The sequence below is a fragment of the Pseudomonas ficuserectae genome (assembly GCF_024584585.1).
Classification (GTDB): Bacteria; Pseudomonadota; Gammaproteobacteria; order Pseudomonadales; family Pseudomonadaceae; genus Aquipseudomonas; species Aquipseudomonas amygdali.
In genome coordinates this window covers 3,200,177-3,216,075 of sequence record NZ_CP085684.1, presented here as the reverse complement: position 1 = coordinate 3,216,075, position 15,899 = coordinate 3,200,177, and the positions used below count along the sequence as shown (strand labels likewise).

The window sequence follows — 15,899 nt, the reverse complement described above, 5'->3', positions numbered from 1 at the left end:
CCTAATTTGGCAAAATCTCCGGACACCAGTCGCCGAGCTTTTCGATGATGAAACAGATGACCTTCGCCGACGCCGAGTATGCCGGCAAGCGCAAGCAGACCCGTAAGGAATTGTTCCTGATCGAGATGGATCAGGTGGTGCCCTGGAAAGGTTTGATTGCCCTGATTGAGCCCTATTATCCAAAAGGAGAAGGTGGCCGGCCCGCCTACCCACTGATGGCGATGCTGCGTGTTCATCTGATGCAGAACTGGTTCGGCTACAGCGATCCGGCGATGGAAGAAGCGCTGTATGAGACGACCATCCTGCGTCAGTTTTCAGGCCTGAGCCTGGAGCGAATTCCAGACGAAACCACCATTCTCAACTTCCGTCGTCTGCTGGAAAAGCACGAGTTGGCGACCGGGATTCTCGGCGTAATTAATGGTTATCTGGGCGACCGTGGCTTGTCGTTGCGTCAAGGCACCATCGTCGATGCCACGCTGATTCACGCGCCCAGTTCGACCAAGAACAAGGATGGCAAACGCGATCCTGAGATGCATCAAACCAAGAAAGGTAACCAGTACTATTTCGGCGCCAAGGCTCACATCGGCGCCGACGACGAGTCAGGCCTGGTGCACAGCGTGGTAGTAACAGCGGCCAATGTGGCAGACGTCACGCAGGTTGCCAAACTGCTGCACGGCGAGGAAAACGTAGTCTGCGCCGACGCAGGTTACACCGGGGTCGAGAAGCGCGAAGAACACGCTGGGCGCAAGGTCATTTGGCAGATTGCCGCCCGCCGCAGCACTTACAAAAAGCACGGAAAACGCAGTATTTTGTACAAGGCGATCCGCAAAATCGAGAAGGCCAAGGCCCAGGTTCGCGCCAAGGTCGAGCATCCGTTTCGGGTCATCAAACGCCAGTTTGGCTATGAAAAAGTGCGCTTTCGGGGCTTGGCCAAGAACACCGCGCAGATGGTGACGTTGTTCGCCCTGTCAAACCTGTGGATGGTCCGCCGACATTTGTTGGCGAGCGCAGGAGAGGTGCGCGTGTAATGCAGGAAATGGTTACCGCAAAAGGCTTTGCAGCGGCCGAAAGAGCTAAAAAGCGAAGATAATTGAGCAAATTTCGACATGCATCGTTTTTTGAAAAGTGCTGAGGACTCGGTAGCCGGAAAACATCCGGCTACTTCAGACCTTCCTTTGGCGAGGCATCTCTGGCGTGCAAATAATGAAGGATAAGGAATATGCCTAACATAGAAGACTTGAAAGAAAAATACAAGGCGTATTATGATCTTGATAGTGGCTCGAAAGAAGCACTAAAGTCCATAGAGAGAAAGCTGGTTATTGAGCTTCCTCTCGACTTCAAAGAAATCGCTTTGTTTTACAATGGTGGCCTTATCGGAGGTATCAGTCATCATGCAATTTCAAATGAAGCAAATTCGTTAAATATAGTTGACGAAACGCTGCGCCTTAGAAAATCAATAAGCCTGGCTTCTGAGTATATCGTTCTGGCCGAACCGCCTGAAAGTATTATAGTGTTAGATGTTTCAAACATCCCCGCCGTGATATGGTGTGACTCGATTGATGCTGAAAATATAAACACAAAAAAATTCGATACGCCGCCCGACTCTTGGGAGAGCTATGCAAGCTTTTTCTCCTATTTATTGGGCCGTGAAGAGTCAGGAGATTATTAACAATGATGCTTAATGGCCGGTGTCGAGGTCGCCTCAGCGCTAAACCTGATCAACAAACTCTATGGTGCAGAGCGTGATCTGAAGGGTACATGTGACGATGACCGAAAACCGGCCGTCATGAACTGAGTCTGCGAGTGCTGGCTAAGTTAAAAAGCTGGATGGAAAAGACGCAGCCACACGTTGCGGCTCAGAACACCTTGGGCAAGGCCATCGGCTATCTGGCGAGTAACCGGAAGAAGTTGGAACGGTAGGGCGAGGAAGGCTATTTGCCGATCGACAACAAATCCGCTGAGCGTGTGATCAGACCCTTCGTGATCGGAAGAGAGAACTGGTTGTTTAGCGACAGGCGCCAAAGGCGCGACGGCCAGTGCTCAACTTTACAGCTTGGTCGAGACGGCTAAAGCCAACGGCCAAGAGCCCTATGCGTGGCGGCGCCACGCATTAGAACGGCTACCACTGGCGACGTCGGGTAATCCACGATGATACTTCTAAGCGCGCCGACTGTCTTTGTCTAGGAGGGTTTATGGAGCGGTTAGGGACGATTACTGCTGCGCGGCGACCTGCAGTTCAGCGCGACGGCCAGGTATCGCGGCAATCAATTCTTGCGTGTAGGTGGCTTCAGGCCGTTCGAAAACGTCGCTGGCGGGACCTTGTTCAATGGTCTTGCCCTGCTTGAGCACCAGAACCTGGTGGGCAACGCTGGCGACGACTGCCAGGTCGTGGGAAACCAGCACGTAGGCGATGCCGGATTCGGATTGCAGTTCGACCAGCAAGTCAAGAATCTGCGCCTGCACCGACACGTCCAGGGCCGAAACCGGCTCATCGAGCAGCAGCAGATCCGGTTGCAGGGCCAGCGCTCTGGCAATGGCAACCCGCTGACGCTGACCACCGGAAAGCTCGCGGGGCAGCCGGTCCAGGTACGCTACGGGCAAGTGCACTCGCTCGATCAACTGGCGTGCGGCCTGTTCCAGTTCGCGGCCTTTGAGCAGGCCGAACGAGACCAGTGGTTCGACGATGCTCTCAAATAGCGTGAAGCGTGGATCAAGGGCCGCGAACGGGTTTTGCTGGACCAGCTGGATGCGTCGCCGTAGCGGTCTGAACTCGCGCCAGCCCAGGTCGGTAACATCCTGGCCGTCCAGCAAAACTCGCCCGTGGGTGGGTTTTTCCAGGCCCAGCGCAATGCGCAGTGCAGTACTTTTGCCAGAGCCGGACTCGCCGACGATGGCCAGGGTCTGGCCGGGATAAACCTTGAAGTTGACGTCCTGCAATGCCTGGAAGCCTGTGTCTTCACCTTTCACATAGGGCAGGCGATAGGTCTTGCCGATGTTGCTCAGGGTCAGCAGAGGCGTGTCGCTGCTCGATACCGGGCGCACTGTTGCCGGGCTCTTGCGTTGGCCGAAAGCCGGTGCTGCCGCGATCAGTGCGCGCGTATAGGTATGGCGAGGCGTGATGAGTATCTGTTGCGGCGGGCCTTGTTCGACCAGCTCGCCCTTGTTCATCACCAGCACACGGTCAGCACGATCGGCAGCCACGCCGAGATCGTGGGTAATGATCAGCAGGGAAATGCCGCGCTCGGCCACCAGGCGTTGCAGGTGATCAAGGATCTTGCGCTGCACTGTCACGTCCAGAGCGCTGGTGGGCTCATCGGCGATGATCAGGCGAGGGTTGCCCGCCAACGCGATGGCGATCAGCACGCGCTGGCGCATGCCACCGGATAGCTCGTGCGGGTACTGGCGGGCGCGCAATACCGGCTTGTCCAGACCGACCTGTTGCAGCAACTCCAGCACATCGGCATCCACTGCCGGGTAACGCCGGCCGTGGGCCTGAATCAGTGCTTCGGCGATTTGTCGGCCGATGCGCAGGGTAGGGTTGAGGCCGACCATCGGGTCCTGCGGCACCAGGCCGATGGTGCTGCCGCGAATTCGCCGTTTCTCGCGTTCGCCGGCATGGCCAAGATCGTGTCCATCGACGTGTAGCTCGCCGCTGGTGATGGCGGCATTGTCCGGTAACAGGCCGAGTATGGCGTTGGCCAGGGTCGACTTGCCGGACCCGGATTCACCGACAATTGCCACGGTTTCGCCCCTGGCCACCTGAAACGAGACGCCGCGCACGGCCTGGTTGGTCTGGCCGTCGAAGCGGTAGGCGACACTCAGATGACGAATGTCGATCAGTTGAGCGGTATCGGTCATCGTTGAGTCTCTTCCAGAGTGCGGGCGATGTGGTTGAAGCTGAACACCACGCCGACCACGAACAGGCCCGGCAACAGCGACACCCAGGGCGCGGTCATCAGGAAGTGACGACCGTTGGCGATCAGCGTGCCCCATTCGGCAGCCGGTGGTTCGGCACCGAAGCCGAGGAAACTCAGCCCGGCAGTCGCCAGAATCGCTGCACCGAAATCCAGTGTGGCAAGCACCGCCACCGGGCCCCAGGCGTTGGGCAGAATGTGGCGCAGCAGGGTTCGGGTCCAACTGGCACCGCCCAGACGCGCCGCTTCGACGTAAGGCAGGGTCTTGACCCGCAGCACCTCGGCACGGGTGGTGCGGGCGAAGCCGGGGATGATCCCTACACCTACCGCGATGGCCACCGGAATGGTGCCGAAACCGATGGCGGTGACAATCGCAAGCGCCAGTAACAGGCCGGGCAGGGCCAGCAATACATCGATCAGGCGCATGATCACTGCATCGATGCGCCCGCCCGCAAAACCGGAAATCACCCCTAGGCTCAGGCCACCGGCCATGGCGATGCCCACCGCCAGCAATGCGGCTTGTACCGAAAGGCTCGATCCGTGTACCACGCGGGTGTAGAGATCACGGCCCAGTTCGTCGGTGCCGAACCAGTGCGCGGCATTTGGCGCGGTGAGCTTGTCGCTGGGTGAGGTGGCGTAAGGCGCGTAGCTGCTCAGCAGGTTGGGTGCCAGCGCGGCCAGTAATGCAAAGGCGACCATTGCCACCGCGAGCACAAACCCCGGACGACGCAGCAGGGGCTTGGCGGCCTCTACGGCGCGACTCAGGTTGCTACGCCGCCGCCATTGCGCGGCGGGGGCGGTTTTGCCGGAAAGGCTTTGACTGGAATCAACAAGGCGGGTCAGGCGCGCAAGGCGGTTGTCGAAGATAGTCATGGCGTCAGGAGACCTTTGGCGTGTGGGCGATGCGCGGATCCAGCGCGGGATACAGCAGGTCAACGATCAGGTTGACCACGACGAAAGCAGCTGCCGAGACCGCAACAATGGCCAGCACCACCGGAATGTCCTGGCGCAGCACGGCCTCCTGGGCAAGACGACCGACCCCGGAGCGGGCGAAAATGGTTTCCACCAGCACGGCACCGGACACGGTGTTGCCCACTTGCAGACCGATCAGCGTCAACAGCGGTAAGGCAGCGTTCTTGAACGCATGGCGGGCCTGAACCTGGGCGCGAGTGAGGCCCTTGGCGTAGGCGGTAATGATGTAGGGCTCTTTCCAGACGCCCTGAAAGCCGCGTTGTAAAACCTGCGCGTACACTGCAGCACTGGGGATCGCCAGTGTGACAGCGGGCAATATCAAGCTGGAAAAGCCCTGATTGCCGGTCGCTGGAAACCAGCCAAGGCTGAATGCGAACAGCTGAATGAACAACAGGCCCATCCAGAATACCGGTACTGAGAAACCCAGCGACGGCAGCTGGGACAAGACGACCTTCAACGGCTGCCAGCGCACGTAGGCGGTGAGATAAGCCAGCCCGACGCCACCAATCAGCGACAGAACAATGGCCAGCCCCGCCAGGCTCAGGGTTTGCGGCAAACGTTCGACCAGCAGTTCTGAAACCGGACGATTGAGTGTCAGCGAATTGCCGAAGTCACCTTGAACAGCGCCCCACAGCAGGTCGACATATTGCTCGAAGACGCCTCGGTCCAGCCCGTAATAGAGCTTGGCTTGCGCCAGGTCCTGCGCGGACAGGGAGTCGATTTCGACACCCGAGGCGCTGAGCATGATCGACAAGGTATCGCCGGGCAGCAGATACAGAATGAAGTAGGTGATGCTGTAAGCACCCCAGAGTACCAGCAGCGCCTGGGCGATCCGGCTGAGGATATAACGGCTCATGGCGTGGCGATCTCGATGTCGTTGAACAGCGCAAAGCCTTCCGCCGTCCAGTGGAAGTTACGCACGTTTTTCGCCGTGGCGGCTTGCCAGACCCGCTCGTAGACCGGAAATGCCGAACCTTCATCGATCAGCAGGTCCTGCAGGTCGCCATAGGCTTTTGCGCGTTGTTCGCTGCGCGTGGCGGTCAGTCCGGCGTCAAACAGTTCCAGGGCTTTGGGCAGTGTTTGCGGCGCGTAAAGGTTGGTCGCCAATGTCGAGCTATTGGCGCTACGCGGGTCGATGATGGTCTGCAGGATGATCGGGTCGGCGCGGGTCATGTAGGTGGACGTCAGGTCATAATTGCCTGCCGCATTGGCAGCTGCCCATTCGGCGGTGGTCACCACGTTGAGCTTGAGCTCGATACCCACCTTGCGCAGCTGATCCTGAATCAGCACATCACCAGCGGTTTCAGCGGGGGACAGGTTGTAGGCCAGCTTCAGTCGTTTGCCGTCCTTGTACCGATAGCCGTCGGCGTTCTTCTGCCAGCCGGCTTCGTCGAGCAAGTGCTCTGCCCCCTGAGGGTCATAGGCCAGTCTGTCGGCCTGATTCTTGTAAAACGGCGTGGTGACGTCGTAGATACCCGACACCACCGGAAATTGCGGGTTGTAGACAGTGGCGGCGTAGGTCTTGCGGTCGATGGCTTTTTGTAGCGCCAGACGCACATTGCGGTCAGCGAGGATGCGATTGCCGCGCATGTTGGGGTACATATTCAGGGCCGGCCCTGGCAGCGAGCGGCTCTGGATAGTCGCGCCCCTGGATTTGAACAGGTTCAGGTCCACTTCGGAAAACGGGTTGCGTGGCCAGAGGATGTCCACCTGGCCTTGAACGAACTGGCCATTGCGCACGCTCTCTTCCGGAACGTAACTGACCTCGACCGCATCCAGATGCGCCTCGCCCCTGTTCTGCGCATTGGCCGATGGCCAGGCATAGCCCTTGCGTTTGATCAGGCGCAAACCGCTTTCAGGGGTGTAGCGCTCCAGCACGAATGGCCCGGTGCCGATGATTGCACCCAGCGAGCGTTCCTTGACGCTGAGTGTGTAGGACTCCGGGGCAAGAATGGCCAGGTTGGTGGTTGAGGTGGCTTGCAGAAAGCCCGCATTTGGCGTGGCCAGCACCAGTTTAACAGTGAATTCATCTACGACTTCGGCGTGGTCGTAACCCTTCAGGTAGGTCGCGCCAAAGGTTGCAGGCAATTGCGCGGCAAACGCTTTATTGCTGTCGTAGGCGGTCTTCACGGCCTGTGCGTCGAAGCGCGTGCCATTGCTGAACGTCACATCCTTGCGCAAGTGGAAGGTGTACTCCAGCGCGTTTTCACTGACGTCCCAGCGTTCTGCCAGCCAGGGAATGATAGTGCCGGTCTGTGGGTTCTGATCGGTCAGCGACTCGGCGACATTACGCAGCACCACGCGGTGCTCCAGCCAATACACTTGGAACGGATCAAGGCTGACCAGCGTGGTGTTGTCTCTGAAGAAAGCGACTTTGAGCGTCTTGCTTGCCTGGCTTTCCTGGCCGGAGGGCGAGCAGCCGAGCAGGGTGAGGGCAGTAATGACGGCGAATAACAGGCGTGCAAGAAGAGGGCGCACGGTCATCGCGCTGTCCTCCGATATACGAATCTGTAGGCGAAAGTCGAAGGTTGAGTGCGGTGCATGGAAAAGTCCTCTTCAAGTCGAGCACAGCGATCCGGCTGGTTTTAAGACCGTATTCTTATGTAAGGAGGCTGTAAAAGTATTTTTATTATAAGCTAATATAGGTTTTTATGATTTATTTGATAATTTATTATGCTTTATAGGTATTTTATGGTGCCTGGTTAATGTCTGCGGTGTAGGTTCGCAGCGATTCCAGGGAGAAGCGGGGTGGAACCTGTTCTTTCCTGATCGCCACACATTGCTGATTTTGCGGGTGAGTCAGCCTGCAGCCAGAAAATCTCGGAGGATCAGCATATGGTGGGGATCAATAGAGCGGGGACCATCGGGCGCTTATATTGCCGGGCACACAGACCACGAGCCTGCATCAGGGCGCGCGCGAATCCAGCAGCGGCGCCAACTCTTCGAACAGTCCGCAGGTGCCGCCGCCCCCGTCAGAGGCTTCCGCTTCGCAGGCGCGAGATCGGCGTGAGAGGCTTTTGCGATCCAGACCGCTGTCGCGCGAAACCAGGGAGTGGCTGGAGCAGGGCATGCCGCCAACGGCGGAGGCTGAAGTGCGTAGCAGACCGCATGGGTCTGCCGATGCCGCAGCACCGCATGCACCTGCCGAGACAAGACCCAGGCCGCAGCACGCAGGGGTGATGGCACACGCCAATAGCATCGTTCAGCAATTGGTCAGCGCGGGCGCTGATCTTGCCCATACTCGTACCACGCTGCGCAATATCATGAGAGGCGAAGAGATGGCTCTTTCTAGAGCCGAACAGAGTATTTTGCGCGAGCATTTCCCTAACATGATTGCGACTGGAATCAACCCCCATTCAGAGCTCGCTATCGAGCTCCGTCATGCGCTCCGTAGAGCGGATCGCCAACAGGCGGCGTCAACTCCAGCAAGGACACCGACGCGGCCCCCGGCGGCCCGCACCCCTACGCAATCATCATCGAGTAGCAGCCAGCGTTCATTATTTGGGCGGTTCGCCCGGCTGATGACGCCTGATCAGAGACGTTCGTCAAACGCATCGACCTCTCAGACACCGGTAGACAGAAGCCCGCCACGCGTCAATCAGGTACCCATACGCCCCGACAGGGCTGCGATGCGTAATCGTGGCAATAACCAGGCCGCCGCAGCCTTGCAGGGATTGGTTCAACAAGGGGTCAATCTGGAAGACCTGCGCACGGCGCTTGAAAGACATCTATTGCGGCACCAACCGATCCCCTTGGATATAGCGTACGCGTTGCAGAGCGTGGGCATTCCCCCAAGTGTTGACACGGCTGAGAGCCTTGTGGAAAGCCCGCTGATGGATTTGAGTGTTGCGCTGCACCGCGTGCTTGGGCCACGTCCCGTTAGTGCTCCGCCTCGCCCAGCCGTTCCGATGCATCCTCCAGCTGCCTCCAGGCGACCAGATGGCGCGCGTTCCAGCGCATTGCGGGTAATTCCGGAGCGGGAGGATTATGAAAATAATGTGGCTTACCGAATGCGCTTGCTTAACCTGAACCCGGGGGTTGGGGTAAGGAGGGTTGTTGCAGCCTTTATAACCGATCCGGCGGCCCGGCCGGCAGTTGTGGACGATATCCGCGCAGCCCGGGACCCTATAACCTCACAATTCAATCAACTGCGTACGGTCTCCAAGGCCGTTGCTGAATCCCAAAATCCGCCCTTCATGGACGCGGCACACCATCACCCGGACGATGCGACCCATTGCCTTTTTGGTGAACCATTGTCGCTGGAAAATCCTGATCGGCAGGTGATCGGCCTGGCGGGGAATCCGACGGACACGTCGGAGCTTTACAGTCAGCAGGGAAATAAGGAGCTGGCGTTCATGGATATGAAAAAGCTTGCCCAATTCCTCGCAGGCAAGCCTGAGCATCCGATGAACAGACAACCGCTTGACGCCAGAACCATCGCTAACTACGCGTTTAGAATCGTGCCCTGATCACGCAGCCCCTGTAGGTCTGATTGCAGTGGATGGTTTGCGAACCGGCTTGATGCCGGTTCGTTCGTTTACAAGGTGGCTCCCGCCGCGCCTGCCTTGCTCTTGAGCGCTGCTTCAAGGCGGTCAATGAACAGGCGCACCCTGTGAGGAACGCGCTGGCGTGTTGGCAGCACTGCCGTGACAGACAGCTGTTCGGGCATTGCATCTTCGAAGTCCACCTGCTGAAGGCTGCCTTCGTTGATTTCCTGTCGGACATCCCAATAGGTCAGCATGGCCAGTCCCATACCTTGTTTACATGCCGTGCGCACGGCCTCGACGCTGTTGGCAGAGAAGGGGCCCTGAGCGCGAATGGTGATGGGCTCGCCGTTTCTTGTGAACGGCCACCAGGGCATTGCTTGCAAGGCAATGCACGGGTGGTGTCTGAGTTCCTCCAGTAGCGCTGGTTTGCCGTGCCTCGCCAGGTAGTCTGGGCTTACACACACCACCCGTGGGTTGGGCGCCAGCGACCTGGCCACCAGTGCCGAGTCGCGTATCGTGGCAATCCGGATGGCGACATCGATTCCCAGTCCGGCGATGTCGACAATGCTGTCCGACAGCGTCAGGTCGATACTCAGTGCCGGGTTTTCCAGCATCAATGCGGGCAGCAACGGCATGATGACTGTCTGACCAAACACACTCGGCGCCGTAACCCGCAAAACGCCACTGGCAGAGCCTGCATCAGCCTTCAGCGTGGTGCGGGCGGCCTCGCTTGCTTCCAGTATGGTTTTGGCATGAGGCAGAAAAACTTCGCCCTCTGGCGTCAGTGATACCGAGCGGGTTGTACGGTGAAACAGCCTGACGCCCAGGTCGTTTTCCAGCGCAGCCAGACGTCTGGAGATTGCCATCGGTGACAACCCGAGTCGACGCGCCGCTTCCGACAGGCTTCTGCTGGAAGCAATGGCGGCGAACACCTCTATATCAGATATTTGCACGGATTCTATCCATTTTCGTTAAAGCGCCTTATCTGCACGGCCGGGTTCCAATGGTCTTCGCCAGCCCTTACCGTTGCTACAGGTTCTGTCCATGACTGCGGGCAATTCGCAGGCGATCTGCACAGTGAGGGTTTGAAGTATGAGCGAGATAAACAAACACGTTACAGCCCCGTTCGACATGGGTCATCTCAAACTTAAGAACAGGTTTGCGGTGGCACCCATGACACGCGTGAGCGCGGACGAGCAGGGCAGTGCAACGCAGAACATGACGCGCTATTACGAGCGGTTCGCCAAGGGTGGTTTTGGCCTGATCATCACCGAGGGCAACTATACAGATCGCAGTTCTTCCCAAGGCTACCGCTTCCAGCCCGGGCTCACCGATGACGAGCAGGCTCAGGCATGGCGTGCCACGACCAATGCTGTGCACCGGCATGGCAGTGTCATGATTGCGCAGCTCATGCACGCAGGCGCACTCAGCCAGGCCAATCGCTTCGTCAGCGAGTCGGCGGGTCCTTCGGCCATTCGTCCCAAGGGCGAACAGATGGCGTTCTATTACGGCGCGGGCAGCTACCGGATTCCGCGAGCCATGAGCGACAAGGATATCGCCGAGGCCATCGACGGGTTCGCCCGTGCCACGCAGCTGGCTTTAGGCACTGCGGGTTTTGACGGTGTCGAGATTCACGGCGCAAATGGTTACTTGCTGGACCAGTTTCTGACCGATTACAGCAATCAGCGTACCGATCGATGGGGAGGGGATGTTCAGCAGCGCCTGCGCCTGACGCTCGATGTCATTGCCGAGGTGAAAAAAATGGCCGGGCAGGCGCCGGTCGGTGTGCGCCTTTCACAGGGCAAGGTCAACGACTTTCAACATAAATGGGCGGGAGGCGAGCGCGATGCCGAGATCATTTTCGGTGCGCTGGCAGATGCCGGAGTCGATTACATTCATGTGACGGAACACGAAGCATGGCAGCCGGCCTTTGCCCAGGGTAAAGCCAGCCTGGTCGAACTGGCCCGACGCTACGCGCCAGGCGTTGCGCTGATCGCCAATGGTGGCCTGCACGACCCGGAAAAAGCCGACAAGGTGCTTCATCAGGGGGCGGACATCATCGCGGTGGGCAAGGGCGCGCTGGCCAATCCGGACCTGCCACAGCTGTTGCGTCAGGGCGAGCCACTCCGCGACTTCGATCCAGCCATTCTCGGGCCGATTGCCAACATCAAGGACAGCGAGCTGGCATTCAACGGGATGAATTGAACAGGTTTTCATAGGTGGGCTCGCTTCCGGTTCCAATCCTGCATTACCTTTGACTCTATCCTCCCAGGGGGGATAGAGCGCCGGTCTGAATTGTCCAGGCCAGAGCTCAAGCCATGAGTGAACACGACCACCCCCACGGCCATACGTACCTGTCCCACACAGCTGTTATCAAGCGCCTGAAACGGGCCGACGGTCATTTGCGCAGCATCATCACCATGATCGAAGAAGGGCGCGAGTGTGTGGATATCGCCCAGCAGCTGCACGCGGTCGAGAAAGCGGTGCGCCAGGCCAAGCGTACGTTGATTCAGGATCATATCGATCACTGCCTTGAAGACACGCTCGGTTCACTTGCCAGGGGCGAGCGCGCACCACTGGAAGCCTTCAAGCAAATCACCAAATACCTCTAGGTCTCACATGCTCAACTTCGTCGAGCTGTTGCAGCAAGGGGGGTCGCACGCCTGGCTGTATTTCCCCAGTGCCATTCTGCTGGTAGCGTTGCACGGGCTGGAGCCCGGGCATTCAAAAACCATGATGGCGGCGTTCATTGTGGCCATTCGTGGCTCTGTGAAGCAGGCCGTGATGCTCGGTGTCGCCGCTACCGTTTCGCACACCGCCGTCGTCTGGCTGGTGGCAATCGGCGGGATGTATCTGGGCCAGATCCTGATGTTCGGCTTGACCGGGGGGCTTATCCCTTGCCCGGCAGCCATCACCGTGTTGCTGCTGTGCCTGCAGGTGATGCAGGTCACCCTGGGCGCGATGATGGTGATCTGTTTTAGCCTGGGTCTCGCCGTCACGCTGGTCACCGTTGGCGCTGCCGCCGCCATCGGTGCGCGAAAAGCCTCGAATCCCTGGCTCAGTGCAGCTGCTCGACGCGCACCTTACCTGTCCAGCGTCCTGATTATTTGTGTTGGGATGTATGTAGGGGTCAACGGCTGGATCAGCCTGCATTCGTGAGCTGGCCCGGTGCTTGAGCGTGGCCGCTATCACAAAAATAATTTGTGCATCTTTAAAATATATATTGATTTTTATTGGTATCGCCCGGCCTTAGCATGAGTGGAACTTGAATAAGTCGCCGGACAGCGAGCACGCTGCCCGCTTTCACACGCCACCAAGAGCTGAAATCGGAGTCCTGATGAGTCTTTCTCCTTTCCACCTTGCAATTCCGGTTTATGACCTGGCCGCGACACGTGCCTTCTACGGTGAAGTGTTCGGTCTTTCCGAAGGGCGCTCCAGCGATCAGTGGGTCGACTTCGATTTCTACGGACACCAGTTGGTGATTCATGAACACCCGAAAACCGCCTCTCAAGAGAGTGTGCACAGCAACCCGGTAGACGGTCACGACGTTCCGGTTCCGCACTTCGGCATCATTCTGGAATGGGCTCAGTGGGAAGCTCTGGCCGAGCGCTTGAAATCCTTCGGCACCGAGTTCGTCATCGAACCCTACATTCGATTCAAGGGGCAGGTGGGTGAGCAGGCCACCATGTTCCTGTTCGATCCCTGCGGTAATGCGCTTGAGTTCAAGGCGTTCAAAGACATGAGTCAGCTGTTCGCAAAATAGTAAAAGCCTGGCGCACACTACGTTGCGCCAGGCTTGCTAGAGCGGGCGCAGCGCTAACGAGTCAGAGCGTGTTCGTTGATCAGTTGGACCAGCGCGGTTACCGGTTCGGTCAGGCTGCGGCGAGCGCGATGTACCAGCCCGATATCGCGATGGAACGTATGTTCTTTCAAGTCGATAGAGCGCACACCGGCGTGCCATCTCTGCAGGGTTGCCGTTTCCGGAACCAATGCGACGCCGACGCCGTTGGCGACCAGTTTCATAATCGCATCCAGTTCATCGAGCTCGCAGACTTCGCGCAGCGAGACATGGGTCTGGCGCAGGAACCTATCGACCTGTCGGCCACCAAATGACGATCGATCGTAACGAATGAATGGATGAGCCGAAATCAGTTCGGCCCAGTCTGCCATGTCGATCTCGCCAGCGTCCACCTGATTGACCAGGTCCATGGACAGGCCGGGAATGACGCGCGTCCTGCACGCGGAGAATTGCTGATGAAACCGAGCCAGCGCTTCCGGCAGAAAGGAGCGTTGTACAGAGGCAATTGCGCCGATGGTCACCAGCACGCTCGCGGGTAGCCCTACTGTCGTAGTGCCAAGGCTGCTGAACTGGCGCACCAGATCCTGACCTTGTAACAACACCTGCTGCCCCATGCGGTTGAGCTGGGCTGAACGTCCTTTTCGGTCGAACAGCTCGACGCCCAGTTCAGCTTCAAGGCGCTGCATCTGCGCACTGACAGCGGCCTGGGTGAGCCCGATCTTGCTGCCCGCCGCAGCGAACGTGCCTTCTCTTGCCACGGCGATAAACGTTTTCAGTTCTTTGATCATGGGCAAAGAATAATTGTATTTTTGCTAAAAATGCATTTGTTTATTTTGTTGTTGGCGGGTTGTCGCCGCTTCAGCGTCATAGGCGCCCGGGCGCTGCCTCAGACAAAAGGTACTCTTTCCTGGAACCAGGCAACGGCCTGGTTTTTGAATGCTTCGGCGGGCGGCGTTAACGGGTAGCGCTGATCGTAAGCCAGTACGATGCGCTGGGTGGGCAGCGTTTCGCGTATAGGGCGACACACCAAGGGCTGACCGTCGTAGCTGCGGTCGCCGAAGGGCCTGGTATAGGTCAGGGAAACACCGAATCCGTTGGCGACGAGGCTGCGCTGAAACTCGAAGCTGTGGGTGCGCTGGAGGCTTTGAGGCGACAGTCCATGCATGTTGAACAAGTCCAGCACGTGCTGCCAGCTGTGGACCTGATCAGTAACTACCAGATTGCCTTCACTGAGTGCGTGCAGACTGACATCGGGCTCGTTTGCCAATGGGTGATCAGCCGCCAGCAGGGCATGGGCAGTCAGTTGACGCAACTCGATACACGCCATGTTTGCCGGCAGCCCCAGGTCGTAGGTCAGCGCCAGCTCCAGAGTACCTTCGGCGAGGCGCTTGCCCAGATAGTCGAAGCCGCCTTCGCGCATGTCGACCCTCACTCGCGGATGTTCCTGTTGCAGGCGCCTGAGGATCTGCGGCAGGCAATAGGGTGCCAGGTCCTCGTAACAACCCAGTACCAGCTCTCCGGAAAAGTCGTTGTTGTCGCTGCCGATGTCTGAAAACGTCCGGGCTTCGGCCAGAACCCGCCTGGCCTGGGCCATCACTGTACGCCCGAAAGGCGTAAGCGATACGCCCAGTCCGCGTTGACGAACAAACAGCGGCTGACCAAAAAGCTGCTCGAGTTCGGTAATCGCCGTTGAAATTGACGGTTGGGAAACATGCAGCTCTTCGGCCGCCAACGTGAGATTGCCGTGTTTGGCGGCAGCGAGCGCATAACGGAGTTGTCGCAGGCTGAACTTCATAAGAATTTCTTGGGTGATAAATCAATACATATTATTTTATCTTCGCTGAGTGTCATGAAATATTTGCCCCTTGCCCACATTTATTCTTCTTCGAGGGAGTTTCAGGTCATGGCACAACATTCGTTTGCCCTCACGACAGAAAACATTGAGGCCTTTCAGCGCGATGGCGCAATTTGCCTGCGCGGCGTTTTCCGCGACTGGATCGGCACCATTGCCGACGGAATCGAGCGCAACCTCGCCGAGCCGGGTGCTTACGCCAGCCGTTACGTCGAGAAGGATGACAAACCGGGCGGCTTTTTCGACGACTATTGCAACTGGCAGCGGATTCCAGAGTTTCGCGCCATGGTCGAGGATTCACCGGCAGCGTCTGTCGCGGCTGCCGTGATGCGCTCCAGATCGGCACAGTTTTTTCATGATCATGTTCTGGTCAAGGAACCCGGCGCGCAGAAGGCCACGCCATGGCACCAGGACATCCCTTACTATTTTGTCGAAGGTAGCCAGAACGTGAGCTTCTGGATCCCCGTGGACCCGGTGCGCGAGTCGACGCTGCGGCTGCTTGCCGGCTCACACCGTTGGGAGAAGGCATAAAACCGGTGCACTGGGCCGATCAAAGCGATTTCTACAAAGATGCTGGCGGGTACCGCGACGCGCCGGATCCAGATACTGATACCGAGCAAGGCCTGCAGGTACTGGAGTGGGAGATGCAGCCGGGCGACGCGGTGCTGTTCGATTTCCGTACCGTGCATGGTGCTAGAGGCAATGCGTCGGCTCAGCGCCGTCGTGTCTTGTCGCTGCGCTGGCTTGGCGACGATATACGTTACTTCGAGCGTCCAGGACGGACCTCTCCACCGTATCCAGGGCATGCGATGCAGACCGGTCAGAGACTGCGCGAAGATTGGTTCCCGACGATACATCAAGGAGCTTGAGTTTCA

Annotated in this window: 14 protein-coding genes and 2 pseudogenes; 9 read left to right on the top strand and 7 right to left on the bottom strand. The window is 58.3% G+C overall.

The features are described from left to right. Window positions 1-47 precede the first annotated feature (47 nt). The 3 genes and pseudogenes from LJU29_RS14160 to LJU29_RS14150 form a co-directional block, all read left to right on the top strand. Window positions 48-1,028, top strand: a complete 981-nt coding sequence (locus LJU29_RS14160) for an IS5-like element ISPsy2 family transposase (protein WP_257112697.1) — start codon at window positions 48-50, stop codon at window positions 1,026-1,028. Window positions 1,029-1,219: 191 nt separating this feature from the next. After that, entirely contained in the window at window positions 1,220-1,669 is a 450-nt protein-coding gene (locus tag LJU29_RS14155; protein WP_005759261.1) for an SMI1/KNR4 family protein, read from the top strand. A 36-nt stretch (window positions 1,670-1,705) separates the two neighbouring features. Beyond that, a pseudogene (locus LJU29_RS14150) lies at window positions 1,706-2,152 on the top strand (IS66 family transposase); the annotation flags it as partial. 59 nt (window positions 2,153-2,211) lie between these two features. On the opposite strand, the gene LJU29_RS14145 reads toward LJU29_RS14150, so the two are convergent. The 4 genes from LJU29_RS14145 to LJU29_RS14130 are packed head-to-tail and all read right to left on the bottom strand — an operon-like array spanning window position 2,212 to window position 7,370. Then, window positions 2,212-3,858 (bottom strand): dipeptide ABC transporter ATP-binding protein, encoded by a 1,647-nt coding sequence (locus tag LJU29_RS14145; protein ID WP_257110790.1) that lies wholly within the window; start codon window positions 3,856-3,858, stop codon window positions 2,212-2,214. Then, entirely contained in the window at window positions 3,855-4,787 is a 933-nt protein-coding gene (locus LJU29_RS14140) for an ABC transporter permease (RefSeq protein ID WP_257110789.1), read from the bottom strand. The genes LJU29_RS14145 and LJU29_RS14140 overlap by 4 nt, the downstream gene beginning before the upstream one ends. A 4-nt stretch (window positions 4,788-4,791) precedes the next feature. Further along, a complete protein-coding gene (locus LJU29_RS14135; protein ID WP_257110787.1) occupies window positions 4,792-5,742 on the bottom strand; it encodes an ABC transporter permease in 951 nt (316 codons plus the stop codon). After that, the gene (locus LJU29_RS14130; RefSeq protein ID WP_057423201.1) at window positions 5,739-7,370 is read right to left on the bottom strand and encodes an ABC transporter substrate-binding protein; all 1,632 of its coding nucleotides are present in this window, start codon (window positions 7,368-7,370) and stop codon (window positions 5,739-5,741) included. The genes LJU29_RS14135 and LJU29_RS14130 overlap by 4 nt, the downstream gene beginning before the upstream one ends. A 1,145-nt stretch (window positions 7,371-8,515) precedes the next feature. Between LJU29_RS14130 and LJU29_RS29335 the strand changes: the two genes are divergently transcribed. Further along, window positions 8,516-9,355 (top strand): hypothetical protein, encoded by an 840-nt coding sequence (locus LJU29_RS29335; RefSeq protein ID WP_005759276.1) that lies wholly within the window; start codon window positions 8,516-8,518, stop codon window positions 9,353-9,355. A 68-nt stretch (window positions 9,356-9,423) separates the two neighbouring features. Here LJU29_RS29335 and LJU29_RS14120 read toward each other — a convergent pair whose 3' ends face one another. After that, window positions 9,424-10,326 carry a LysR family transcriptional regulator gene (locus LJU29_RS14120; RefSeq protein WP_054995827.1) on the bottom strand — a complete coding sequence of 301 codons (903 nt, stop codon included), beginning with the start codon at window positions 10,324-10,326 and terminating at the stop codon, window positions 9,424-9,426. A gap of 139 nt (window positions 10,327-10,465) precedes the next feature. On the opposite strand from LJU29_RS14120, the gene LJU29_RS14115 reads away from it, so the two are divergent. From LJU29_RS14115 to LJU29_RS14100, 4 genes are all read left to right on the top strand, one after another. Then, window positions 10,466-11,578 (top strand): NADH:flavin oxidoreductase, encoded by a 1,113-nt coding sequence (locus LJU29_RS14115; protein ID WP_257110786.1) that lies wholly within the window; start codon window positions 10,466-10,468, stop codon window positions 11,576-11,578. A gap of 113 nt (window positions 11,579-11,691) precedes the next feature. Further along, window positions 11,692-11,985 (top strand): metal-sensing transcriptional repressor, encoded by a 294-nt coding sequence (locus LJU29_RS14110; RefSeq protein ID WP_257110785.1) that lies wholly within the window; start codon window positions 11,692-11,694, stop codon window positions 11,983-11,985. 7 nt (window positions 11,986-11,992) lie between these two features. Further along, the gene (locus LJU29_RS14105; RefSeq protein WP_005759280.1) at window positions 11,993-12,532 is read left to right on the top strand and encodes a HoxN/HupN/NixA family nickel/cobalt transporter; all 540 of its coding nucleotides are present in this window, start codon (window positions 11,993-11,995) and stop codon (window positions 12,530-12,532) included. Window positions 12,533-12,710: 178 nt separating this feature from the next. Further along, window positions 12,711-13,136 (top strand): VOC family protein, encoded by a 426-nt coding sequence (locus LJU29_RS14100; protein WP_003364399.1) that lies wholly within the window; start codon window positions 12,711-12,713, stop codon window positions 13,134-13,136. A 53-nt stretch (window positions 13,137-13,189) separates the two neighbouring features. On the opposite strand, the gene LJU29_RS14095 is transcribed toward LJU29_RS14100, so the two are convergent. Both LJU29_RS14095 and LJU29_RS14090 read right to left on the bottom strand, forming a co-directional pair. Continuing rightward, window positions 13,190-13,960, bottom strand: coding sequence for a LysR substrate-binding domain-containing protein (locus tag LJU29_RS14095; protein WP_257110778.1), 771 nt, complete (start codon window positions 13,958-13,960; stop codon window positions 13,190-13,192). 98 nt (window positions 13,961-14,058) lie between these two features. Then, window positions 14,059-14,967 (bottom strand): LysR family transcriptional regulator, encoded by a 909-nt coding sequence (locus LJU29_RS14090; protein WP_003411176.1) that lies wholly within the window; start codon window positions 14,965-14,967, stop codon window positions 14,059-14,061. Window positions 14,968-15,075: 108 nt separating this feature from the next. Here LJU29_RS14090 and LJU29_RS14085 point away from each other — a divergent pair. Further along, window positions 15,076-15,893, top strand: a pseudogene (locus tag LJU29_RS14085) (phytanoyl-CoA dioxygenase family protein). Window positions 15,894-15,899 lie beyond the last annotated feature (6 nt).